Source organism: Orrella dioscoreae, from assembly GCF_900089455.2.
GTDB classification, from domain to species: domain Bacteria; phylum Pseudomonadota; class Gammaproteobacteria; order Burkholderiales; family Burkholderiaceae_B; genus Orrella; species Orrella dioscoreae.
This window is the reverse complement of sequence record NZ_LT907988.1, coordinates 2,565,345-2,588,686: the sequence shown is the minus strand read 5'-3', so window position 1 is coordinate 2,588,686 and position 23,342 is coordinate 2,565,345. Positions and strand designations below refer to the sequence as shown.

Here is a 23,342-nt window from a genome sequence, read left to right as displayed (position 1 = left end):
GCGCGCGCATGAGCGATGGCCTCCTCGCGCTCAGGACTTTCCTGGTCTCGCGCTACGACGACCTCAAGGGCCGCCTGACGCGGCGCCTGGGCAGTGCCGACATGGCCGGCGATGCCCTGCAGGACACGTGGCTGCGCCTGAACAGCAAGGAGACCGGCGTCGGCGAGGTTTCCAGCCCGCAGTCCTATCTGTTGCGCATGGCTGTCAATATCGCCGTGGACCAGCAGCGCGCCAACAAGCACCTGCTCAATGCCGCCCAGATCGACGAATTGCTGGACCTGGAAGACGCGGGCGCCACGCCCGAAAGCATCGCCTTGACCCGGTCGGACTGCGACATCCTGACGCAGGCGATGGAGGCCATGCCGGCGCGCCGGCGCGCGATCCTCCTGGCGGTCCGCCTGGATGGCACGCCCCAGAACGAAATCGCCGAACGCCTGGGCATTTCCGTGCGGGTCGTGCAGCGCGAACTCAAGCGCGCCCATGAGCATTGCGCCGAAATGTTCAATGAGAAGTAACAACGTGGGCGGGTTTGCGAGATGAGTTTCGTCTCAATACTTGAAGAAGTCGGTGACGTTGCAGGCATCCCGGCGATGCATGCCGCCCCTTGCCCGCTCACCGCATCCGTCCATTGACTGCGAGCACACCTATCCTATGAGTACCCCCGACCGCTACGCGCGAGTCTTGGGATCCCTCGAGACCGAGGCCCATGCCTGGGTGCGTCTTCTGACATCCGGCGCGGCAACCGCCGACGACGCGGATGCCATGCGCCAGTGGTGCGCCCGCAGCGACCAGCACGCCGCCGCCTTCGCGCGCGCGCAGCGTGTCTGGCAGGCTATCGGTGTCGCAGGCGCCAGCGTGTCCAATCGCGATCCTCTGCCGGCCCGGCGTCCTGCCCGGGAGGCCGCGACACGGCCGATGCGCCGCCGTTTACTGGTCGGCGGCCTGGCCGCGGCAGGCGCGGGCGCCGTGGCCGTGGTGGCGCAGCCCATGCTCGGGCTTTCCCTGGGTGCGCTGGGCGCGGACTACAGCACGGGCACGGGCGAACAGCGCCACGTGGTGCTCGACAGCCAGGTCGAGCTCGACCTCAATACGCGCACGCGGGTCGCCGTGCGCGGCGAGGGAGCGGCCCGAGGCCGGTCCATTGAATTGCTCGACGGCGAGGCAGCCGTGGATACCGCCCGCAGCACCGGCGCGTTTGCCGTGCTGGCCGGGGCAGGGCGCACCGAAGCCCGTGCCGGCCAGGCGCGCTTCGAGGTCCGCCATCTGGCGGACCGTACCTGCGTGACCTGCCTGTCGGGCGAGGTCAGCGTCCGGCACAGCGCAGGGACCCTGGTACTGCGTGAGCGCGAGCAGGTGGAATACGACCGTGTGGCGCTGGGCGCCACCAGCGCGGTCGATATCGAAGCCGCCTCGGCATGGCGCGATGGCGTGCTGCTGTTCAGGCAAACCGCCCTGGTCGACGTCATCGACGAGATCAACCGTTACCGGCCCGGCAAGGTCGTCCTGCTGAAGCAGTCGGTCGCGCAATTGCCGCTCAGCGGCCGTTTCCGCATCGATGATCTCGATCAGGTCCTGCGGCAGATCAGCCTGGCTTTCCGGGTGGATGCCCGCAGCCTGCCGGGCAATATCGTCCTGCTCAGCTAAATCCTTTCAGTCTTGCACTGTCGCGCCAACGCGGAACCTGTGTTCCGCGTTGGCGTTTTCATTTGTCCGCGAATAATCAGGAACACGGCAAGGCTGCGTATTATCACGTAAGCTAAAAACGGACATGCGCACTGTTTGGACACTTAAGTTTCAGCGGATCCGCGGGTTTTATTGAACCCTGAATTTATTTTCTCCCGATTTTTTCTGATTAAGTGTTCGGGTTTTGTGCGTGAATCTCGTCTTAAGGTATCACCGATTGTATCGCTGCCATCGAGAGACAAATCATGAACCTCGGAACCACCGACCTGAAGAAGCAGCTTTCCAAACTCGCGGAGTCATCGTGGCAGCAGCCCGTCATGGTGTCGCGGTATGGCTCGCCCTGGATCTGGATCGTCTCCCACGACACCTGGCGCCGCCGGCTGGGCACCGCCGACCCAGTGTTGCCGGATCACCCGCTGATGGCCTTGCGCCAGCACGTGGACGCCGAATTGCAGCGCCGCGCCGCCGAGATACTGCGGCAGGCCAACGAGCGTTACCAGGCCCCGCCCAGCATCACCATGCTGCGGACGTTGATCCTGCAAGCCCTGTATGACATGGAAAGTCCCCAGGCGCTCCATGAGCAATTGGTCTACAACCTGCTGTTTCGCGATTTTGTCGGCGCGGATATCCGCGAGGTCACGCGTGATGTTTCGACTTTCGTCGAAACCCTGGCCGCCATGACCCGCGACGAGCAGGTAGTTTCCCTGCTGGAGGAAGTCCTGGCGCAAGCCCCTCTCGGCGCTGCTGCCGCGCAGTCGGGCATTTCCCCGGAATGCCGCCTGTTGGGGGTCTGGCGCGACCGTCTGGCGGTGAAGCAGCGCCGGGTATCGCCGCCGCCCGCGACCCGCGTCACCCCGCTTTTCCTGCACGCAGGGCAGTAATTCCCCATACCCGTGGGCGCGAGGGGCGCCCGCGATGGCGCGCAAGCAGGTAGCCAGGGCCAAGTGCCCCGGGCCCGCATGCCGCCCGCAGCAAGGCAGAGGAGATGGACATGTTGCAAACCGAGAAAGTGGGCATGAAGGAACTGGATCGCCATCTGGGCCGCATCCTGAAGACTGCCCAGCGTATGCCCGTGGCGGTGCATCGGCGCGGCGCGCCCTGGATCTGGCTGGTGACGCATGGCCGCTGGCGCCGTCCCGACCCGTGGACCGAGATGATTCCCGCAGGCCACCCGCTCTATGGCTTGCGCGAACACGTGGACGCACGCCTGGCGCGGGCGGCGGACCGCTACGCCGCGCTGCTGGGCGACACCTCGCCGCCCGGCGTGCTGGATCTCCTGCTGCGGGCGACGATCTACCGCACCATTCACCAGATCGAGGACGACCGCTATTTCCATGAGCAGTTGTCGTACCACGTGCTGTGCCGCTGGTTCGTGGGCTTGCCCGATGATTTCGGGGGGCTGGGGCGCTTCGTCCAGGACGCCGATGCCTTGCGTTATCACGAGGCCGCGCCCGCCGTCCTGGCGGAGTTGCTCGACGAGGCGCCACTGGATCGCTTTCCGGCCCGCCTTCGCCTGCTGCCGGGCAGCGTCGAGGCCGCCGCCGCGGCCTGATGCCGGGCGCGAGTCTCGACCGGACAACGTCAAAAGGGCGCCTGCATCACAGGCGCCCGCTTTGATGGGGCCGTCTCCTTCGGCGCTTATTCCGGCTGGATGCCCGCGCGGCGAATGATGTCACCCCACTTCCTGGACTCCTCGGCCTGGAAGGCAGCGAGCTCCTTGGGCGTGGACACGGCGGGGTCCGTGCCGGTCTGGCTGTAGAACTGCCTGGCAGCCTTGGATTCGGTCGCCTTGCTCAGCAGTTCGTGCAGCCGCGACACCACTTCTGGCGGCGTGCCGGCGGGCGCATAGGCCGCGAACCAATACCCCATTTCATAGCCGGGCACGCCCGACTCGGCGATGGTGGGCACGTCGGGAGCCAGCGGCGAGCGGTTGGGGCCGGTGACACCCAGGGCGCGCAGCTTGCCGGACGCCACTTGCGGCAGGCCGGTGGCCGTGTCGGTGATCATCGTGTCGATCTGGCCGCCGAGCAGGTCGGTGACCGCAAGCGGGTTGCTCTTGTAAGGCACGTGCAGCAGCTTGATGTTGGCCATCTGCTGCAGCAGTTCGCCGGCAATGCGGCTGCTGGAGCTGCCACTGCCGAAGCTGAGCTTGCCCGGCGCATTCTTGGCCATCGCAATGAACTCAGCCACCGTCCTGGCCTGCGATTTCGGATTCACCACCATGATCTGGCCGCCTTTGCCCAGCAGGGTCAGCGGCGCATAGTCCTTCACGGGGTCATAGGACAGGGACTTGTACAGGTGTTCATTGGCCGCGTGCGTGGTGTTGGTGGTGATGAGGATGGTGTAGCCATCGGGCGCGGCACGGGCCGCGGTCTGGGCACCGATCATGGCGCTGGCGCCCGGACGGTTCTCGATCACGACCGGCTGCTGGGTCTGCTCGGTCACGCCCTGGCCGATGGCGCGGCCGATCTGGTCCGTGGCGCTGCCTGCCGCGAAAGGCACGATGAAGGTGATGGGCTTGTTCGGAAAGTTCGACTGGGCGGCGGCCAGCGGCGCCAGGGTGCTCAGCGTCAGCAGGGCCAGCAGGCGGGGCAGGGGGTGTTTCATGGCGATGTCTCCTCGTTGTGTTTTGGGTATTGCCGCCAATGGCGGGTCTGGCGGTAAGGGGGAAAGGCAGCGTTCAATTGGCGCGCGCGGGGACGTCGGGCAGCGTGCGCGCCAGCTCGGCATCGACCTCCACCGGCATGTCCAGCAGCCAGAACGACAGGGTCTTGCCGTGGGTGTCGAGGTTCAACGCGTCATTGACGCCGCCGTCCAGCACGCCGTCCAGGACCAGGTTCATGGCGTGCAAGGTGGGCAGCAGATACCGCGTCACCGCGCGGGGGCGGCGGTGCGCGAACCACTCGGCGACGCGTTTTTCGGTGACCTGTTCGGCCAGGACGTGGTAGCAGGCGGGCGTCCAGGCGATCAGGCTGAGATTGGAGATGTCGCCCTTGTCGCCCGACCGGCCGTGGGCCAGGCGGTAGAGCGGAACGGTCACGGATGGCGTGGCGGTCATATCGGTTTTCCTTGCTTCGTGCGCGCGGCTCAAGCCTGCGCCGGATCCAGCATGCGCCAGCGGGCCTGCACGGCATCACGCGGCACGGTGCAGGAGACCATGTTCAGGCGCGGACGCAGCGAGGTGCGCACGCCGCCGCCGCCCGCGGGGCCGCAGGTGTACAGCGCGGTGACCTCGCGCAGGACGCGCTCGGCCTGTCCGCGCTCGGGGTGGCTTGCCGCCACGCGCAGGCGAACGTCGCGCGCAGCGCCATGGGGCTGCTGCAATGCCAAGGCGCCCGCGTCGTCGCCCATCACGCTCAGCACGCCGACGAGGTCGGTGCGCAACGTCAGGGCCGAACCGATGCGGCGGCGCACGATGTCGCCGGCCAGGCGTGCGCGGGCCTCGGCCTGCACGCCGGCATAGGAGATTTCCGCCTCGGCGAGCCAACCACCGAGGTGGCACACGTTCACTTTCAGTTCCCGCGGGCGCGCATGGCCGCGCACCTGCCGCACGGCGACCCGATCCGGACCCAGTTCCACGACCTCGGCCTGGCTGATGTCGGCGGTCACATCGGGCGTCAGGTAGCGGGCGGGATCATGGACCTCGTAGAGCAGTTGTTCCTTCACCGTGCGCGTGTCGACGCAGCCGCCGGTGCCTTGCGCCTTCGTGACCTCGAATTCGCCCTGGGCATCGATGCGCACGATGGGAAAGCCCGCGTCGTGGAGATCCGGCACGTCCTTCAGGCCGGGCACGCAGAAGTAGCCGCCCGTCACCTGCAAGCCGCATTCCAGGATGTGGCCTGCCATGGTGGCGCGGCCCAAGCGCTCCCAATCGTCCAACGCCCAGCCGAAGTGGGCGAGCGCGGGACCGACGGTGAGCGAGGGGTCGGCCACCCGGCCCGCGACCACGATCTGCGCGCCGGCGCGCAGGGCGTCGGCGATCTGTTCCGCGCCCAGATAGGCATTGGCGCTGGCGATGTCCACGCCGGCCAGTCGTCCGCCCAGCCGTTCACGCAGCAAGTCGCGCTGTTCCGGGCTGTCCAGGCCATCCCCTTCGACCACGGCCACCCGGGGGGCGGGCAGGCCTTGTTCCCGGGCCAGGGCAAGGATGCGGCGGGCAGCGGCGGCAGGATTGGCCGCGCCGAAATTGCTGACGATGGCGATGCCGTGGCGCAGGCAGCGGGCGAGGATCGGCGCCACCAGTTCGTCCAGCAGCGGCTCATAGCCGGCTTCAGGGTCCTGGCGGCGGGCAAGCTGCGCCAGGGCCAGCGTGCGTTCGGCCAGGGTTTCGAATATGAGGACGCCACCGCCCTGGGCGATCAGGGTGTCGACGACGGCGCTGCCGCCGTCGGTCCGGTCGCCCGAGAAGCCGGTGGCGCAACCGATGAATAGCGGGGGCTGCGAGGCCATGCCTGTGTCTCCAGTCGCATCGGCGCGGCCTTGACTGTCTGGCGCGCCTTGATCGAGGTCACTATAGGCAGCGCCCAGTCATCGGTAAAATAGAAAAAAAGTATTCATTGATACAGGAATCAAATGAATCTATCGACCCGGCAATTGCGCGCGTTCGTGGCCTTGGCGGACGAACGGCACTTCACGCGCGCCGCGGCGCGCTGCCACCTGACCCAGCCCGCGTTCAGCGCCATGATCCGCGGCATCGAGGACGATGCCGGCGTGAAGCTGTTCCACCGCAGCACGCGGCACGTCGAATTGACAGCGGAAGGCGCGGTGCTCGACGCGTCGGCGCGGCGCCTGCTGGCCGATTTCGACCTCGTCATGGCCGACCTGCAGGACCATGCCGCAAGGCGCCGGGGCCACGTCGCACTGGCGGCGCTGCCGTCCCTGGCCGCGGGCTGGTTGCCCGCGATCCTGGCCGACTTCAAGGGGGCCTATCCGGGCATCAGCCTGGACCTGCGCGATGCGCTGCTGGGCGGCTGCCTCGAGATGGTGCACAGCGGCCGGGTGGATTTCGCCGTGGCCGCGCGCGGGCCGGACATGAACGAGCTGGAAACCGTGCTGCTGCAAAGCGACCGCTATCACCTCGTCTGCCCGGCGGAACACCCGCTGGCGCAGCAGGCCAAGGTCCGCATGCAGGACGTGGTGCGCTGGCCGATGATCCAGCTGGCGCGCAACAGCAGCGTGCGCGTGTTGCTGGAGGATGCGCTGGGCGCGCAGTTGCCGCCGCCCGTGCTCGAAGTCGAACACCTGGCCACGGTTGCCGGATTGGTGATGGCGGGCCTGGGCGTGACAGTGGTGCCGGCCATGACGCTCTTCCATTTCCGCCGTCCCGAACTGGCGATCCGTCCGCTGGCCGGCAAAGGCCTGGCGCGCGCGCTGTACCTGATCAAGCGGGAAGGGCGCACCTTGTCGGTCGCGGCGGAAACGCTCTATCAGTTGCTGATGCAGCGGCGGGGCGAAATCGGCGCGCGCAACACGCCCGCTGGCCTTTCATAAAGGCCTATTGGTGTTTACACTGCGATAGTTGTTTTCACCAATCCGCCACTGACAGGATCCCGCCCATGAGCAAGACCATCATTCATACGGATGCCGCCCCGGCAGCCGTCGGCCCCTACTCGCAAGCCGTTGCCGTCACTGGCACGAAAACCGTCTACCTGTCGGGCCAGATCGGCCTGGAGCCCGGCACCGGCGAACTCGTGTCGGAAAACTTCGATGCCCAGGTGCGCCAGGCATTCGCCAACATGCAGGCGGTGATCGCCGAAGCGGGCGGCACCACCGCCAACATCGTCAAGCTGACGCTGTTCCTGACCGACCTCAGCAAATTCGCCGCCGCCAATGCGATCATGGCGGAAGTGATCCCCGAGCCGTACCCCGCGCGTTCCACCATCGGCGTGGCCAGCCTGCCCAAGGGCGCCCAGTTCGAGGTCGAGGCCATCCTGGTCCTGTGATCGACGTCGCGGCCGGCCAGCGGCAGCCATGAACGCGCGCGGTTCCCCGCCCAACGCGGCACGACGCGGCCAAGGCATGGCCGCGCCGGGGGCAAGCGCAGCCCAGGCCGCGGCCAAGCCGGGGCGCCCGGCATCGGGGCGTACGGCCTCGGGTGGCGTGGCGCCTGCCGCGCCCGCCAAGAAACCCGCCAGGAAGACGGCGGCGAAAACCGCGTCAACGGCGGCGGGCAAGCCCGCGCCGCGCTCCGACGTCGAGCGCCGCCTGCTTTCCCTGGGGCTGGAAACGCCCATCGATTTCGCGCTGCACGTACCGCTGCGTTTCGAGGACGAAACGCGCAATCTTCCCATTGCCTCCCTGCAGCCCGGCATGACGGCGCAGGTCGAAGGCGAGATCCTGCGCTCGGAGGTCATCCAGCGGCCCCGGCGCCAGTTGACCGCCGTCATCGCCGACGAGACCGGCGAGCTGGGCTTGCGCTGGTTGAATTTCTATCCCAGCCAGCAACGGCAGGTGACACCCGGCGCCCGGCTGCGCGCGCGCGGCGAGATCCGTGGCGGCCTTTTCGGCCGGGAAATCGTGCATCCGCGCATGACGCGCGCCGATGCGCCGATGCCTACCGCGCTGACGCCCGTCTATCCCAGCACGGAAGGCTTGCCCCAGTCCGTGCTGCGCAAGGCCGTGGCCCGCGCGCTGCAGCAAGTGGAACTGCGCGACACCTTGCCGCAAGCCGTGCTGGACCGCTATGGCCTGATGCCTTTCGAACCTGCCCTGCGGGCCTTGCACCAACCGCCTCCCGGGGGAGCGGACGACTTCCTGCACGAGCGCTCGGACCCTGCCTGGCAACGCATCAAGTTCGACGAACTGCTGGCCCAGCAGCTGTCGCTGGCGGCAGCCCGCGCTGCCCGCCGGGACAAGCGGGCAGAGACACTGCCGCTGGACACCCGGCGCCAAGGCCTGGTGCGCCGCCTGTACCAGGCCTTGCCGTTCCAGCTAACCGACGCGCAGATGCGCGTGGTGGAGGAAATTTCCGCCGACCTGTCGCGGAACTATCCCATGCACCGCCTGCTGCAAGGCGATGTCGGCAGCGGCAAGACGGTCGTGGCGGCGCTGGCCGCCGCCCAGGCCATCGCCTGTGGCGCCCAGGTCGCGCTCATGGCGCCCACCGAGATCCTGGCAGAGCAGCATTTCCGCAAGCTGGGCGACTGGCTGGCGCCGCTGGGCGTGACCGTGGCCTGGCTGACCGGCAGCCTGTCCCCCAGGCAGCGCCGCGCCGCCCTGGCTGCCGCGGCCGATGGCAGCGCGCAACTCATCGTCGGGACGCAGGCCATCATCCAGGAACACGTGGTTTTCCATCGACTGGGCCTGATGATCGTCGACGAGCAGCACCGTTTCGGCGTGGGCCAGCGGCTGGCGCTCAGCCGCAAGGGGGAGGGCGAGGGCGGGCCGCTTGCGCCTCACCAGTTGCACATGAGCGCCACGCCCATCCCGCGCACGCTGGCCATGACGTTCTTCGCCGACCTGGACGTCTCGGTCATCGATGCCTTGCCGCCGGGTCGCACGCCCATCGTCACCAAGCTCGTGGCGGAAAGCCGCCGCGACCAGGTGGTGGAACTGGTGGCGCAGGAGGTTCGCCAGGGCCGCCAGGCCTACTGGGTGTGCCCGCTGGTGGAAGAAAGCGAGGCCCTGCAATTGCAGACCGCCGTCGACACCTGTGAAACCTTGCGCCAGGTCCTGCCCGACCTGCGCATCGGCCTGGTCCACGGCAAGCTGCCGCAGGCCGAGAAGGCCCAGGTCATGAAGGATTTCCATGCCGCCGAGCTGGACCTGCTGGTGGCAACCACCGTCATCGAGGTCGGCGTGGATGTGCCGCGCGCCTCGCTCATGGTGATCGAGCATGCCGAGCGTTTCGGCCTGGCCCAGTTGCACCAGTTGCGCGGCCGGGTAGGGCGGGGCAGCGCGGAGTCCGTCTGCGTCCTGCTGTACCAGGCGCCGCTGGGCATGGTGGCGCGCGAGCGCCTGCGCGCCATGTTCGAGACCAACGACGGTTTCGAGATCGCCCGGCGCGACCTGGCCCAGCGGGGGCCGGGCGAATTCCTGGGCACGCGCCAGTCCGGCCTGGCCTTGCTGCGCTTTGCCGACATCGAAACCGATACCGAACTGGCCGAGCAGGCCCGGGAAGCCGCCGCGTGGCTGCGCCGTGACCACCCCGAGGTGGTGCAGGCGCACCTGACGCGCTGGCTGCGGGGCCGCGAGGACTTCCTGAGAACCTGAATTCGCCTTTCAGCGACCGGCACGCCCGGGACAGAGACCGCCATGACATTGACCGAACTCAAATACATCGTCGCCGTTGCCCGGGAACGGCACTTCGGCCGCGCGGCCGAAGCCTGCTTCGTCAGCCAGCCCACGCTGTCGGTCGCCATCCGCAAGCTGGAAGACGAACTGGGCGTGACGCTGTTCGAGCGCGGCGGCAGCGAGGTCGGGGTGACACCGATAGGCCAGCGCATCGTCGTGCAGGCGCAGAAGGTGCTGGAGGAAAGCGCCAACCTGAAGGAGATCGCGCGCCAGGGCCACGACCCGCTGGCAGGGCCCTTGCGCGTGGGCGTCATCCACACCATCGGACCGTATCTGCTGCCACGGCTCGTGCCCGCGCAGATCGCCCGCACGCCGCAGATGCCGCTGCTGCTGCAGGAAAACTTCACCGTGCGGCTGGTGGAGCTGCTGCGCCAGGGCGAGATCGATTGCGCCATCATGGCCTTGCCCCTGCCCGAGGCGGGGCTGGTGGTGCGGCCGCTCTATGACGAGCCGTTCATGGTCGCCGTCCCGAAATCCCACCAATGGGCGAAGGAAGAGACCATCGATGCGCAGGCCTTGAAGCAGGAAACGATGCTGCTGCTGGGCAGCGGCCACTGTTTTCGCGACCAGGTGTTGGAAGTGTGTCCGGAGCTTTCGCGCTTCTCGGCCGCCAATGACGGCATCCAGCGCACGTTCGAGGGCTCTTCGCTGGAGACCATCCGGCACATGGTGGCGGCGGGCATCGGGGTCACGGTGCTGCCCATGACCTCGGTGCCCAGGCACGTGGATCCGGAAGGGCTGCTGCGCTACATCCCGTTCAGGAAGCCCGTTCCCGACCGGCGGGTGGTGCTGGCCTGGCGCAAGAGTTTCCCGCGCCTGGCCGCCATCGAGGCCCTGTCGCAGGCCGTGTTCGAGTGCGGCCTGGAAAACGTGACGATGCTGGATACGGAAGAGGCGGCGCGGCAAAGCGACTGACAAGAACGCGCTGCGTTCGAACAAAGATTTGCAAATCGCCGATCGCGCCCATCAGTATTATTCATCGGCTTGTTTCGTGGCGGTGGTATCCTCGACAGACCGCATCGATCCACAGGAGAAGAACGTGGCAAAAGCGACGAAGTCAGTCAAAAGCGCCGTCAAGGGCGCAGTGAAAACCAAAGCCCCCGCCAAGACCAAGGCTCCAAAGAGCGACCAATCGGTGCCGCACATCGACATCGGCATCACCGACAGCGCCCGCGCTGCCGTGGCGGCCGAGCTGTCGAAGACCCTGGCCGACTCCTACACGCTGTACCTGATGACGCACAACTTCCATTGGAACGTCACGGGTCCGCTCTTCAACACGCTGCACGCGATGTTCATGACGCAGTACACCGAAGAGTGGAATGCGCTGGACGACATCGCCGAGCGCATCCGCGCGCTGGGCCACTATGCGCCCGGCACCTATCGCGAATACGCGCAGTTGTCGTCGATCGCCGAGCCCACCAACATTCCGGATGCCCTGGAAATGGTGCGCCTGCTGGTCAAGGGCAACGAGGCTGTCGCCAAGACCGCCCGCGCCGCCTTCGAGAAGGCCGACGCCGCCAACGACCAGCCTACGGCCGACCTGCTGACGCAGCGCCTGGACGTGCACGAGAAGAACGCCTGGATGCTGCGCAGCCTGCTGCAGTAATCCTGCCGGTCCGGGCCGCCGCGTTGCGGCCCGATCGTGCCGGCGCGCTTGTCGCGCCGGGAAAAACCGCCTTGGGGCATGCTGCCCCGGGCGGTTTTTTCATGCCGCGCGCATCGCCTGGCCGCGTGCCCGCCAGCCGGCCTCGTGCGCCAGCAGCCAGCGCTTGCGCGCCAGCCCGCCGGCATAGCCGGTGAGGGAGCGGTTGGCGCCAATCACGCGGTGGCAGGGCACCACCACGCCGACAGGATTCGCGCCATTGGCCAGGCCCACCGCGCGGACGGCCTGGGGCCGGCCGATCTCGCGGGCCAATTCTCCATAGCTGCGGGTTTCGCCTGCGGGAATGTCGCGCAGGGCAGCCCAGACGGCGCGCTGGAATGCCGTGCCCCCGGTCGCGACGGGAATGCGAGTGAGCGCCGCCAGGTCACCTTCAAAGTACTGCTGCAGCGATAGCCGGACCGGGGAAGGCGAGGCGCGCTCGCGGACCACGACGGCCTGCCGCGGATATTGCCGCCGCAGCAGGCGGTGCATGCGATCTTCGTAGTCGTGCCAGTCCAGCGCACGCAGTTGCCCGGACTCGTCGATGAGCAGCAGCATTTCACCCAGGGGAGTGTGGAAGCGATCGAGCAGGAAAGTGAGCTCGGACATGGTGGGTCTCCGATAAGCCAGTTGCCACTGTAATGCCGTCAGACCGGCGCCGCTGGCGGTTTCCGGACAGGCATGTGGGGCCTGCATCGGTGTCCGAAAACCGCTAGCAGGCGGTTTCGGCCAGCGTTAGCATGGGCACCATGGACCTTGACCACGACGCCTGCTACCGCGCTGTCTCGGCGCGCGACGCCCGCTACGACGGGCAGTTCTTCACCGCGGTGAAGACCACCGGCATCTATTGCCGCCCGGTCTGTCCCGCCCGCACCCCGCTGTCGCGCAACGTCATGTTCTTTCCCACGGCCGCCGCCGCACAGGAAGCGGGCTTCCATCCCTGCCTGCGCTGCCGACCGGAAACGGCGCCGCAATTGGCCGCTGCGGTGGGCGGCCCCCTGGGCGACCGGGCCAGCGGGGATCCCGCCGGCGCCGCCATCGTGGCGCGCGCGCTGAGCCTGATCGAGCATGGCGCGCTGGACGAAGGCAGCCTGGACACGCTGGCCGCCCGGCTCGGCGTCAGCGACAGGCAGCTGCGCCGGCATTTCCGCGCGCAGGTCGGCGCGTCGCCGGTTGCGGTCGCGCAGACGCGCCGCGTGCTGCTGGCCAAGCAATTGATCCACGAAACCCAGCTGCCGATGGCCGAGATCGCCTTCGCGGCCGGCTTCGGCAGCATCCGCCGCTTCAACGAGAGCTTCCAGGCGCTGTTCGACCGTCCGCCCAGCGCGCTGCGCCGCTCCGGCAAGCCCGAGGTGCCCGCCGGGCCGCGTGGCGAGATCTCCCTGTTGCTGCGCTACCGGCCGCCTTACGACTGGCCGGCCATGCTGCATTTCCTGCGGGTGCGGGCAATCGCCGGCATGGAGGTGGCGGGCGACACCCACTATGCACGCAGCATCTGCCTGGATGGGGTGCACGGCACGGTACGGGTCGAACCCGGCGGCGACAGCGCCTTGCGGGTCACCGTGCGCTTCCCGGCGCTGGATGCCTTGCCCGTGATCATCGCCAGGCTGCGGCGCGTGTTCGACCTGGCCAGCGATCCCCTGGCGATCGGCGCGCAGTTATCGCAGGACCCTTTGCTGGCCCCGCTGGTGCAGGCGCGGCCAGGACTGCGCCTGCCCGGCGCCTGGGATGGCTTCGAACTGGCCATGCGTGCCGTGCTGGGCCAGCAGATCACCGTGGCCGGTGCGGTCAGGCTGGGTGCCAAGCTCGTGCAGGGATATGGCGCGCCGATGGCGCAAGCGGAAGACGGTCTCACGCACGTGTTTCCGCTGCCCGAGGTGCTGGCCCCCGCGCAGTTGGCCTCGCTGGGCATGCCGGGCAGCCGGGCGGCCACGCTGTCGGCGGTGGCCGCGGCGGCACTGGCGGATCCCCAGGCGTTCGCGCCGCAAGGCAGCCTGGAGGCCGCCGTGGCGCGGCTACGGGAGATCAAGGGCATCGGCGAGTGGACGGCGCAATACATCGCGCTGCGGCAGTTGCGCGAGCCGGATGCGTTTCCGGCAGCGGACATCGGGCTCATCCGTGCGATGGAAAAGCTGGACGGGCAGGCCTGGACCGCGAAGATGCTGCTGGCGCACGCCGAGCGCTGGCGGCCTTGGCGCGCCTACGCGGCGCAATACCTGTGGACGGTATGAAAGAAAAGGGCGCTTGATGAAAGCGCCCCTTGCCGTGCGATCCGCCAACGCCCTCAGTGGCGCAGCCCCAGCCGCTCCTGGCGGCGCTCCATGATGGTCTTCACCACCAGCGTGACCAGCGCCATGCAGGCCAACAGCGCCGCGGCGGTAAAGGCCGCAACCGTCTTGTTGTCGTCGTTCAGCTGCTCGATGAGCAACGGCAGGGTCAGCGTCTTGCCGCGGATGGCGCCCGACACGACCGAGACGGCGCCGAACTCGCCCACGGCTCGGGCATTGGTGATGACCACGCCATACAGCAGGCCCCACTTGATGTTGGGCAACGTGATGAGGCGGAAGATCTGCCAGCCGCTTGCGCCCAGGGTGAGTGCGGCGTATTCCTCTTCGCTGCCTTGCGCCTGCATCAGCGGAATCAGGATGCGCGCCACGAAGGGCGAGGTGACGAACACCGTCACCATGATGATGCCGGGCCACGCGAACATCAGCTGGATGTCGCGCGCATAGAACCACGCGCCCACCGTGCTTTCCAGGCCATAGACCACCAGGTAGCACAGGCCTGCCACCACCGGCGAGGTGGCGTAGGGAATGTCGATGAGCGTGAGCAGCAGCTTGCGCCCGCGGAAGGAGTAGCGCGTGACGCACCAGGCCAGCAGCACGCCGAAGATGACGTTGATGGGCACGGTGATGAGCGCCGCCAGCAAGGTAAGGCCGATGGCGTGCTGCATGTCGCTGTCGGCCAGATTCGCCATCAGCATCTCCCAGCCGCCCGACAGGGCGCGGGCGAAGATGAGCGCCAGCGGCATCACCAGCAGCAGGAAGGCGGCGGTGACGGCCAGGCCGATCAGCGTCCATTGGCGCCAGCCTCGTGGGCGGCCCGGCCCGGCGGCGCGGCCGGTGGGCACGTTAAGCGTGGGGCCGCTCATGCGTATGGCTCCGGCGGGTATCCAGGAAGACGGCGCATCATCATCACAGCGCTCCGGCGCGCTGCCACGGCAGCATGCGGCCCTGCAGCACCTGCAGGAGGAAGAGCAGCAGCAGCGAGGCAATCAGCACCACGCTGGCGATGGCCGAGGCGGCCGGGTAGTCGTATTCGGACAGGCGCACGAAGATCATCAGCGAGGTGATCTCGGTCTTGAAGGGCATGTTGCCGGCGATCATGACGACCGCGCCAAACTCACCCAGGCTGCGGATGAAGGCCTGCGAGGCGCCGGTGAAGATGGCCGGCACCAGCGCGGGCAGCAGCACCCGCCAGATGGTCTGCATGTCGGTGGCGCCCAGCGTGTGGGCGGCTTCCTCGTATTCCGTGCCCAGGTCGGCCAGCACCGGCTGCACCGAGCGCACGACGAAGGGCAGGCTGGTGAAGGTCATGGCCACGACCAGGCCCGGGAAGGCATAGGCCACCTTCCAGCCAAAGGGGGCCAGCCACTGGCCGATCCAGCCGCCGGGCGACAGCAGCAGCGACAGCGTCAGGCCGGCCACGGCCGTGGGCAGCGCGAAAGGCAGGTCCACCAGCGCATCCAGGAAGCGGCGGCCGGGGAAGGCGTAGCGCACCAGCACCCAGGCCAGCAGCATGCCGATCACCGTGGCCAGGAACGTCGAGATGGCCGCCCCCGTCAGCGTCACGCGGTAGCTGGCCAGCACGCGCGGATCGGTGATGGCGCGCCAGTATTGCGCCCAGGTCATGTCGCTGACGTACAGGAACAGGGCCGCGATCGGCACCAGGATGACCAGCGACAGGAAGAGCACGCTGACGCCAAAGCTCAGGCCGAAGCCGGGCAGGGTCGGGTGACGGGTGAAGAATTTCGGCATGGCCGGCAGGATACACGGGAAAAAGCCGGTTGCCCCTGATGGACAACCGGCGTTCGGCCCCGCCCGCGCCGCGGGCAGGAGGTGGGCGGTCGACCCGCTTAGCGGCCCTTGGCCAGCAGCTCGTCCAGCACGCCACCCGACGCGAAGTGCTTCTTGGTGATGTCATCCCACGAACCCAGCACGGCCTGCGGGTTGATGAGCTTGATCTTGGGGAAGCGGGCTTCGTTGGCCTTCGCCACCTCGGCGTCGTGGACGCGGTAGTTGTAGCCGGCCAGCAGCGCCTGGATCTCGGGCGAGTACTGGTATTGCAGGAAGGCTTCGGCCAGCTTGCGGGTCTTCTTCTCGTCGACGACCTTGTCGACCACGGCCACCGGGAATTCGGCCAGCACGCTGACGGGCGGGACCACGACTTCGAAGCCCTGGGCCTTGAACTCGTCGCCCTTGGCAATGTTGTTGACCTCGGATTCGAAGGTCAGCACGGCATCGCCCTGGTTGTTCTGGGCGAAGGCGACGGTGGCGCCTCGGCCGCCCGTGGGGAAGCTCTCGACGTTGCGCAGCAGCTTGCCGACGAATTCCTTGACCTTGGCTTCATCGCCGTTGAACTTCTCGTTGGCATAGAGCCAGGCGCCCAGGTAGGTGTAGCGGGCGTTGCCGGAGGTCTTGGGGTTCGGGAACACGACCTTCACGTCGTCGCGGACCAGGTCATCCCAGGTCTTGATGTTCTTGGGATTGCCCTTGCGCACCAGGAAGGCGATGGTGCTGTAGTAGGGCGAGCTGGCGTTGGGGAAGCGCTTCTGCCAGTCCTTGGCGACCAGGCCGCGGTTGGCCAGGATGTCCACGTCGGGCACCTGGTTGAAGGTGACGGTGTCGGCCTTCAGGCCTTGCAGGATGGCCTGGGCCTGCTTGGACGTGCCGCCGAAGGACTGCTCGATGGTGATGGTTTCGCCGGTCGTCTTCTTCCAGTGGTCGACGAACTTCGGGTTGATCTCGGTGAAGAGTTCGCGGGCGATGTCGTACGAGGTGTTCAGCAGCGTCTGCTGGGCCAGGGCGGCGGGCGCGGCGGCGGCCAGGGTGGCGGTGGTGGCGGCAAGTGCCAGGAGGCGTTGGAGTTTCATGTTCTCGGTATTTCCAGGTGAAGCCGCCGGAAGGCGGAGGGCAAGACGATGAAAAGGATCTGGGGAAGGGTGGTGCGTCAGCTGGCGCGGCTGCCCGTGGATTCGGGGATGGGTGGAATCCGTTCGGCGGGCGGGGTCACGCGCCACAGGGCGCGCCGGCGCAGCGCGGCCAGCAGCTTCAAGCCTTGCGGCCAGTCGCCGTGGCCGGAATCGGTATTGATGTGGCCCGCCTGTGGCACCACGACCAGGCGGCTGCCCCAGGCGTGGGCAAAACCGCGGGCCCGTTCCAGGCGGCAATAGGGATCGTTGTCGCTGGCCACCACGACGCTCTGGAAGGGCAAGGGCTGGTCGGGCACCGGCCCGAAAGCGCGCAGTACGTCCGGCGCGTCGGGACGCTCGACGTCGGCCGGGGCTACCAGCAGGGCGCCCGCCACCCGGGTGCGCAAGGCCACGGGCAGGCGCGCGGCGGCCAGGCAACCGAGGCTGTGCGCCACCAGCAGGGTGGGGCAGGTGGCGGCGTCCACCGCCTGGGCCACCGCGGCGGTCCACAGGGCGGGGTCGGGGTTTTCCCAGTCGTGCTGCGTCACCCGGACGGCGTGGGGCAGTGTGGCTTGCCAGCGGCTTTGCCAGTGCTCGGGGCCGGAGTTCTTCCAGCCGGGGACGATGATCGCTTGGAATCGCATGGAGAGGATGATGCCGCCGCGTCTTCCTAACCCAAACTAATAATTTCCCCTTTGCATATACGAAATTTGGAATATGGGAGGCGGTCCAGGCCACCAAGGGTGATCGTGTATTCTTTCCCCTCTGCCGCTAGGCCACCTCAGAGCGGCCGGCCGCCTGCCCCGCGGGGGACAGGCAAGGCAGCATTATTCCTATTCCCCATCAAGGAGACCTCTCATGACTATCGCGAACCGCCTGCTGCCCCTGGCCGTCGCACTGGGTATGACCTTCGCGTCCGCCGCCCACGCCGACGCCATCAAGATCGCCGTCGTCGGCCCCATGACAGGTGCTTTGACGCAATATGGGGACATGGTCAAGGAAGGCGTCTCCACGGCTGTCGAGCGTATCAACGCCGCCGGCGGGGTCGACGGCAAGAAGATCGAGGTCGTCCTGATCGATGACGGCTGTGAACCCAAGCAAGGCCCGGTCGCCGCCAACCGCGTCGTGAACGACGGCATCGGCTTCGTGGTGGGCCACGTCTGCTCGGGCGCCACCATCGCGGCCGCCGACATCTACAACAACGAGGGCGTGGTCATGGTGACCCCCTCGGCCACCGCGCCCGCGCTGACCGACGGCAAGAACCACGAGTTCATCTTCCGCACCATCGGGCGCGACGACCAGCAGGGCCCGGCCGCCGCCCGCTACATCATCGACAAGATCAAGCCCGCCAAGGTCGCCGTGCTGCACGACAAGCAGTCCTATGGCCAGGGCATCGCCACCGCCGTGCGCAGCACCCTGCAGGAAGCCAAGATCGAGGTGCCGGTGTTCGAAGGCATCAACGCCGGCGACAGCGATTATTCGGCCGTCATCACCAAGCTGAAGTCCGCGGGCGTCGAGTTCGTGTACTTCGGCGGCTACCACCCCGAAGCCGGCCTGCTGCTGCGCCAGGCCGCCGAGCAGGGCCTGAAGGCCCGCTTCATGGGGCCGGAAGGCACGGGCAACCCCGACATCAACGCCATCGCCGGCAACGCCGTGGAAGGCTTCCTGGTCACGCTGCCTGCCGATTTCTCGGCCAACCCGGACAACGCCGCGCTGACCAAGGCCTTCACCGACAAGAAGCGCAATCCCGCCGGCGCCTTCCAGATGACGGCCTACACGGCCACCCAGGTCATCGCCGACGGCATCAAGGGCGCGAAGTCGACCGATCCGGTCAAGGTGGCGAAGTACCTGCACGCCAACAGCTTCGACACGCCGGTGGGCAAGGTGGAATGGACGCCGCAGGGCGACCTGAAGAACTTCGAGTTCGACGTCTTCACCTGGCACAAGGACGGCAGCAAGACCGTCGCCAAGTAAGGCGCAGCACGTCAACTGAAAAGGCCCCCGGGATGCCGCCGCGCTGGCGGTGTCCCGGGGGCCTTGCCGCATCCGGCGGGGCCATGGCGCCCGGCCGACCTCAGGCCTCGATACGCCGGCCTGATTGCAGGTCGAACCAGTGCAGCGGGTGGCGGCCATCCTCCAGGCCGATTTCCACGACGTCGCCCACCTGGTTCTGCGCCTCGGCCGTCAGCCGCGTATTGCAGCGCACGACGAGACGGGTGGCGCCGAAATGGCCGTGCAGCAGTTGCTCGGAACCCAGCGTCTCCACCATCTCGACGGTCATGCCGACGCCGTGGCCGTTCATGACCAGGTGCTCGGGCCGGGTGCCCAGCACGACTTCCTGGCCGCGCACGGCCTGCGGCACCGCGCCTGGCGCGATGTGCAGCGGGATGCCGTCGGGCGTCTGGATGCCCCCCTGCCTGCCGACCTGGACGGTCATGAGGTTCATGGGCGGCGCGCCGATGAAGCTGGCGACGAAAGTCGACGCCGGACGCTCGAAAACCTCGGCGGGCGTGCCGATCTGTTCCACGCGGCCCTGGTTCATGACGATCATGCGCTGGGCCAGCGTCATGGCCTCGACCTGGTCGTGCGTGACGTACAGGCTGGTGGTGGCCAGGCGCCGGTGCAGCTTCTGGATTTCCAGGCGCATCTGCACGCGCAGCTTGGCGTCCAGGTTGGAGAGCGGCTCATCGAACAGGAACACGCGCGGCTCGCGCACGATGGCGCGGCCCATGGCCACCCGCTGGCGCTGCCCACCCGACAGGTGGCGCGGCCGGCGCGTGAGCAGCGGCGTCAGTTCCAGGGTTTGCGCCACCGCCTCCACGCGCTCGCGGATCGCGTCGCGGCGCATGCCGCGGATGCGCAGGCCATAGGCCATGTTGTCGTAGACGGACATGTGCGGATAAAGCGCATAGTTCTGGAACACCATCGCGATGTCGCGCTCGGCCGGCTCCAGTTCGTTGATGACCTCCTCGTCGATGAGGATCTCGCCAGCGCTCACGCTTTCCAGGCCCGCCACCATGCGCAGCAGCGTGGACTTGCCGCAGCCGCTGGGGCCGACGATGACGATGAACTCGCCATCGGCGATTTCCATGTTGACGCCGTGGATGGCCGTGACGCCACCCGGATAGGTCTTGCTGGTCTTGCGAAAACTCAGGCTTGCCATCAGGAGTCTCTTATTTTTCCGTGTCCACCAGGCCCTTGACGAACCACTTCTGCATCAGGACCACGACGAGCGCCGGCGGCAGCGTGGCCAGGATGGCCGTGGCCATGACGATGTTCCACTCGGTGAGGCCGTCGCCGCCGCTGATCATCCGCTTGATGCCGATGACGATGGGGTACATGTCTTCCTGGGTGGTGGCCAGCAGCGGCCAGAGGTACTGGTTCCAGCCATAGATGAACTGGATGACGAAGAGCGCCGCGATGCTGGTGCGCGACAGCGGCAGCAGGATGTCGAGGAAGAAGCGCATGGGACCGGCGCCGTCGATGCGCGAGGCGTCGACCAGTTCGTCGGGCACCGTCATGAAGAACTGCCGGAACAGGAAGGTGGCCGTGGCCGAGGCCACCAGCGGCAAGGTCAGGCCCGCATAGGTGTTCAGCAGGCCCAGGTTGGCCACCACGGCATAGGTGGGCACGATGCGGACCTCCACGGGCAGCATCAACGTCACGAAGATCATCCAGAAGAAGACCTGGCGCAAGGGGAACCGGAAGTAGACGACGGCGAAGGCCGACAGCAGCGAGATGACGATCTTGCCGATGGCGATGCCCAGCGCGGTGACCAGGCTGACCCACATCATGCGTGCCACGGGCGGACTTGCCGTGCCGCTCGTGCCTGCAAGCAGCGCCTGGGTGTAGTTCTCGATGAAATGCGTGCCAGGCAGCAGCGACATGGGCGCGGCGGCAACCTCCTGCGCGGTCTGCGTGGAGGCCACGAAGGTCACGTAAAGCGGAAAGGCGACCACGGCCAGGCCTGCCAGGAGCACGGCGTGGGCGAAGACATCCAGCCAGCGGCGGCGTTCGATCATGGCGGGCCTAGTAATGGACCTTGCGGTCGATATAGCGGAACTGCACCACCGTCAGCACGATGACGATGGCCATCAGCACCACCGACTGCGCCGCCGACGATCCCAGGTTCAGGCCTCGGAAACCATCGGCATAGACCTTGTAGACCAGCACCGCCGTCGCCGTGCCCGGACCGCCTTGCGTGGTGGTGTCGATGACGGCGAAGGTGTCGAAGAAGGCATAGATGATGTTGACCACCAGCAGGAAGAAGGTGGTGGGCGACAGCAGGGGGAAAACGATGGTCCGGAAGCGGCGCAAGGGGCCTGCGCCATCGATGGCGGCGGCTTCGATCAGGGAGCGTGGAATGGCCTGCAGCCCGGCCAGGAAGAAGATGAAGTTGTAGGAGATCTGCTTCCAGACCGCTGCCACGATGACCAGCGTCATGGCGTGGCTGGCATCCAGCCTGGGATTCCAGGCCACGCCGATCTTGTGCAGCGCGACGGCCAGGACGCCGACGGCGGGCGAGAACAGGAACAGCCACAGCACGCCGACGACGGCGGGGGCCACGGCGTACGGCCAGATGAGCAAGGTCTTGTAGACGCCCGCGCCGCGCACCACGCGGTCGGCCATGACGGCCAGCAGCAGCGACAGGGACAGCGCCAGCCCCGCCACCATGACCGAGAAATAGGCGGTGACGCGGAAGGAGTCGAGGTAGTCCCGGTTGCCGAAGAGGTCGGTGAAGTTGTCGAGGCCGACGAACTGGGAGGACAGGCCGAAGACGTCCTCGATGCGCAGCGATTGCCACAGCGCCTGGCCCGAGGGCCAGAAGAAGAAGATCAGGGTGACGGCCAACTGCGGCGCCAGCAGCAGATAGGGCAGGACCTTGTGGCCGTAGCGGGCGCGTTTATCCATGTACCGGCAAGGAAGGGAAGGGATCCGGCCTCGCGGCGCGGCGCGCCGCGCGGGGCCGGATCCTCGGCAAGTGTAGTCCGGCCCCGTATTTTTCGCCGGCGCGCCGCGAGGCGCCGGCTGGGCCCGTGCCTAGCGCGCGCTCTTCTCGAAACGCTCGAGCAGCTCGTTGCCGCGCTTGACGATGTTCTCCAGGCCGGTCTTCGCTTCCGACTTGCCCGAGAACACGCGTTCCATTTCGGCCTCGGCGATCTCGCGGATCTGCGGCAGGTAGCCCAGGCGCACGCCGCGCGACTGCGCCGTCGTTTCCACGTTCAGCTGCGTCACGGCGACGTCGGTGCCAGGGTTCTTTTCATAGAAACCGGCCTTGCGCGTGGCTTCGAAGGCGGCCTTGGTGACCGGCACGTAGCCCGTCTGCTGGTGCCAGCGGGCGGCGATCTCGGGGCTGGCCAGGAACTTGAAGAACTGGGTCACGCCCTTGTAGATCTCGGGCGACTTGTCGGCGAAGACCCACAGCGAGGCGCCGCCGATGATGGTGTTCTGGGGCGCGCCCTGCACGCCTTCGTAATAGGGCAGGGTGGAGATGCCGAGTTCGAACTTGCCGTTCTTCAGGATATTGGCGCGGCTGGCGCTGGAGCCCGTGAACATCGCGCACTTGCCCGAGACGAAGAGGGCGTTGGGATCGTCGCCACGGCCGCCATAGGTGAAGAGGCCTTCCTTGGCCATCGCGGCCAGGTTGGCGACGTGGCGGACGTGCAGGTCGGAATCGACGGACAGGCGGGCGTTCAGGCCGCCGAAGCCGTTGGACTCGGTGGCGTAGGGCACGTTGTGCCAGGCCGAGAACGTCTCCAGCTGGACCCACGAGGGCCAGCCGGTGGTGTAGCCGCAATCCTGGCCCGCTGCCTTCAGCTTCCTGCCGGCCTCGGCCAGCGCCTGCCAGGTCTTGGGCGGCTGTTCGGGGTCCAGCCCTGCCTTCTTGAACGCGTCCTTGTTGTAGTAGAGGACGGGCGTCGAGCTATTGAACGGCATGGAGATCAGTTCGCCATCGGCCGAGGAGTAATAGCCTGCCACCGCGCTCACGAAGATCGACGGGTCGATCGGGTCACCGGCTTCCTTGGCCATCTGCTGGACGGGCTTGATCGCGCCCTTGGCCTGCATCATGGTGGCGGTGCCGACCTCGAAGACCTGCAGGATGTCGGGCGCGTTGCCGGCGCGGAAGGCGGCGATGCCGGCGTTCATGGACTCGCCATAGGTGCCTTTGTAGACCGGCTTGATTGCGTAATGGGTCTGGCGCTTGTTGAACTCGGCGGCCAGTTCGTTCACGCGCTCGCCCAGCGCGCCTTCCATCGAATGCCAGAACTGGATGTCGGTGGCGGCAAGGGCGGGGGAGGCCACGGCAGTGAACAGGGTGGCGAGGCTGAGGGTGGCGAGGCGATGGCGCATGATGTCTCCGTGGGCTTCGAACGCGTGACGCCTCGACCAGCAGGATCGGGCGCCGTTGCAAGCCAGCTTATCGTATTGTTTGTGACGGTCATGTGACATGGGAATGTCGCACCCGTGCGAGCATCGGTCAATGCCGCGTCCCCTTTTGCGCGCGCAGCAGGCCGGACGCCTGAACGCGGGCGC

The 23,342-nt window shown here is 67.4% G+C and carries 23 protein-coding genes; 11 read left to right on the top strand and 12 right to left on the bottom strand.

Annotated elements, in window-relative coordinates:
- Positions 1–8 precede the first annotated feature (8 nt).
- The 4 genes from ODI_RS12150 to ODI_RS12135 all read left to right on the top strand — a co-directional run bounded on the left by ODI_RS12150 (position 9) and on the right by ODI_RS12135 (position 3,235).
- A complete protein-coding gene (locus ODI_RS12150) occupies positions 9–515 on the top strand; it encodes an RNA polymerase sigma factor (RefSeq protein ID WP_067750187.1) in 507 nt (168 codons plus the stop codon).
- A gap of 136 nt (positions 516–651) precedes the next feature.
- Entirely contained in the window at positions 652–1,644 is a 993-nt protein-coding gene (locus ODI_RS12145; protein ID WP_067750189.1) for a FecR family protein, read from the top strand.
- A 284-nt stretch (positions 1,645–1,928) separates the two neighbouring features.
- Positions 1,929–2,564, top strand: coding sequence for a transposase (locus tag ODI_RS12140; RefSeq protein WP_067750191.1), 636 nt, complete (start codon positions 1,929–1,931; stop codon positions 2,562–2,564).
- A gap of 110 nt (positions 2,565–2,674) precedes the next feature.
- Positions 2,675–3,235, top strand: a complete 561-nt coding sequence (locus ODI_RS12135; RefSeq protein WP_067750193.1) for a hypothetical protein — start codon at positions 2,675–2,677, stop codon at positions 3,233–3,235.
- 86 nt (positions 3,236–3,321) lie between these two features.
- Here ODI_RS12135 and ODI_RS12130 read toward each other — a convergent pair whose 3' ends face one another.
- The 3 genes from ODI_RS12130 to ODI_RS12120 form a co-directional block, all read right to left on the bottom strand.
- On the bottom strand, positions 3,322–4,290 hold the full coding sequence (locus ODI_RS12130) for a Bug family tripartite tricarboxylate transporter substrate binding protein (protein ID WP_067750195.1): 969 nt from the start codon (positions 4,288–4,290) through the stop codon (positions 3,322–3,324).
- 73 nt (positions 4,291–4,363) lie between these two features.
- Positions 4,364–4,741, bottom strand: a complete 378-nt coding sequence (locus ODI_RS12125; RefSeq protein ID WP_067750197.1) for an AtuA-related protein — start codon at positions 4,739–4,741, stop codon at positions 4,364–4,366.
- Between the two features lie 29 nt (positions 4,742–4,770).
- Positions 4,771–6,132: an acyclic terpene utilization AtuA family protein gene (locus ODI_RS12120; protein WP_067750199.1), complete on the bottom strand. Its 1,362-nt coding sequence runs from the start codon at positions 6,130–6,132 to the stop codon at positions 4,771–4,773.
- A 123-nt stretch (positions 6,133–6,255) separates the two neighbouring features.
- Here ODI_RS12120 and ODI_RS12115 point away from each other — a divergent pair, with 123 nt between their 5' ends.
- The 5 genes from ODI_RS12115 (at position 6,256) to ODI_RS12095 (ending at position 11,581) form a co-directional block, all read left to right on the top strand.
- Positions 6,256–7,173, top strand: a complete 918-nt coding sequence (locus ODI_RS12115) for a LysR family transcriptional regulator (RefSeq protein ID WP_067750201.1) — start codon at positions 6,256–6,258, stop codon at positions 7,171–7,173.
- A 65-nt stretch (positions 7,174–7,238) separates the two neighbouring features.
- Complete coding sequence (locus tag ODI_RS12110; protein ID WP_067750203.1) at positions 7,239–7,625, top strand: Rid family detoxifying hydrolase; 387 nt, start codon at positions 7,239–7,241, stop codon at positions 7,623–7,625.
- A 28-nt stretch (positions 7,626–7,653) separates the two neighbouring features.
- On the top strand, positions 7,654–9,894 hold the full coding sequence (gene recG / locus ODI_RS12105) for an ATP-dependent DNA helicase RecG (RefSeq protein WP_231968042.1): 2,241 nt from the start codon (positions 7,654–7,656) through the stop codon (positions 9,892–9,894).
- Positions 9,895–9,936: 42 nt separating this feature from the next.
- Positions 9,937–10,890, top strand: a complete 954-nt coding sequence (locus tag ODI_RS12100; protein ID WP_067750205.1) for a LysR substrate-binding domain-containing protein — start codon at positions 9,937–9,939, stop codon at positions 10,888–10,890.
- 169 nt (positions 10,891–11,059) lie between these two features.
- Positions 11,060–11,581 carry a Dps family protein gene (locus ODI_RS12095; protein WP_067750324.1) on the top strand — a complete coding sequence of 174 codons (522 nt, stop codon included), beginning with the start codon at positions 11,060–11,062 and terminating at the stop codon, positions 11,579–11,581.
- Positions 11,582–11,680: 99 nt separating this feature from the next.
- On the opposite strand, the gene ODI_RS12090 is transcribed toward ODI_RS12095, so the two are convergent.
- Positions 11,681–12,226 carry a methylated-DNA--[protein]-cysteine S-methyltransferase gene (locus ODI_RS12090; protein ID WP_074046764.1) on the bottom strand — a complete coding sequence of 182 codons (546 nt, stop codon included), beginning with the start codon at positions 12,224–12,226 and terminating at the stop codon, positions 11,681–11,683.
- A gap of 140 nt (positions 12,227–12,366) precedes the next feature.
- On the opposite strand from ODI_RS12090, the gene ODI_RS12085 reads away from it, so the two are divergent.
- Positions 12,367–13,848: a DNA-3-methyladenine glycosylase 2 family protein gene (locus ODI_RS12085; RefSeq protein WP_067750327.1), complete on the top strand. Its 1,482-nt coding sequence runs from the start codon at positions 12,367–12,369 to the stop codon at positions 13,846–13,848.
- A 53-nt stretch (positions 13,849–13,901) separates the two neighbouring features.
- Here ODI_RS12085 and cysW read toward each other — a convergent pair whose 3' ends face one another.
- The 4 genes from cysW to ODI_RS12065 form a co-directional block, all read right to left on the bottom strand.
- Positions 13,902–14,768 (bottom strand): sulfate ABC transporter permease subunit CysW, encoded by an 867-nt coding sequence (cysW, locus tag ODI_RS12080; RefSeq protein WP_067750207.1) that lies wholly within the window; start codon positions 14,766–14,768, stop codon positions 13,902–13,904.
- Positions 14,769–14,811: 43 nt separating this feature from the next.
- Positions 14,812–15,654: a sulfate ABC transporter permease subunit CysT gene (cysT, locus tag ODI_RS12075; protein WP_067750209.1), complete on the bottom strand. Its 843-nt coding sequence runs from the start codon at positions 15,652–15,654 to the stop codon at positions 14,812–14,814.
- A 98-nt stretch (positions 15,655–15,752) separates the two neighbouring features.
- Positions 15,753–16,769, bottom strand: a complete 1,017-nt coding sequence (cysP, locus tag ODI_RS12070; protein WP_067750211.1) for a thiosulfate ABC transporter substrate-binding protein CysP — start codon at positions 16,767–16,769, stop codon at positions 15,753–15,755.
- Positions 16,770–16,846: 77 nt separating this feature from the next.
- A complete protein-coding gene (locus tag ODI_RS12065; RefSeq protein ID WP_067750213.1) occupies positions 16,847–17,452 on the bottom strand; it encodes an RBBP9/YdeN family alpha/beta hydrolase in 606 nt (201 codons plus the stop codon).
- Positions 17,453–17,666: 214 nt separating this feature from the next.
- Between ODI_RS12065 and ODI_RS12060 the strand changes: the two genes are divergently transcribed.
- Positions 17,667–18,782 (top strand): branched-chain amino acid ABC transporter substrate-binding protein, encoded by a 1,116-nt coding sequence (locus tag ODI_RS12060; protein WP_067750215.1) that lies wholly within the window; start codon positions 17,667–17,669, stop codon positions 18,780–18,782.
- 100 nt (positions 18,783–18,882) lie between these two features.
- Here ODI_RS12060 and ODI_RS12055 read toward each other — a convergent pair whose 3' ends face one another.
- The 4 genes from ODI_RS12055 to ugpB form a co-directional block, all read right to left on the bottom strand.
- Positions 18,883–19,971, bottom strand: coding sequence for a sn-glycerol-3-phosphate import ATP-binding protein UgpC (locus tag ODI_RS12055; protein ID WP_067750217.1), 1,089 nt, complete (start codon positions 19,969–19,971; stop codon positions 18,883–18,885).
- 10 nt (positions 19,972–19,981) lie between these two features.
- Entirely contained in the window at positions 19,982–20,830 is an 849-nt protein-coding gene (ugpE, locus tag ODI_RS12050; RefSeq protein WP_067750219.1) for a sn-glycerol-3-phosphate ABC transporter permease UgpE, read from the bottom strand.
- Positions 20,831–20,837: 7 nt separating this feature from the next.
- Positions 20,838–21,719 carry a sn-glycerol-3-phosphate ABC transporter permease UgpA gene (gene ugpA, locus ODI_RS12045; RefSeq protein ID WP_067750222.1) on the bottom strand — a complete coding sequence of 294 codons (882 nt, stop codon included), beginning with the start codon at positions 21,717–21,719 and terminating at the stop codon, positions 20,838–20,840.
- 129 nt (positions 21,720–21,848) lie between these two features.
- On the bottom strand, positions 21,849–23,162 hold the full coding sequence (gene ugpB, locus ODI_RS12040) for a sn-glycerol-3-phosphate ABC transporter substrate-binding protein UgpB (RefSeq protein ID WP_162292313.1): 1,314 nt from the start codon (positions 23,160–23,162) through the stop codon (positions 21,849–21,851).
- Positions 23,163–23,342 lie beyond the last annotated feature (180 nt).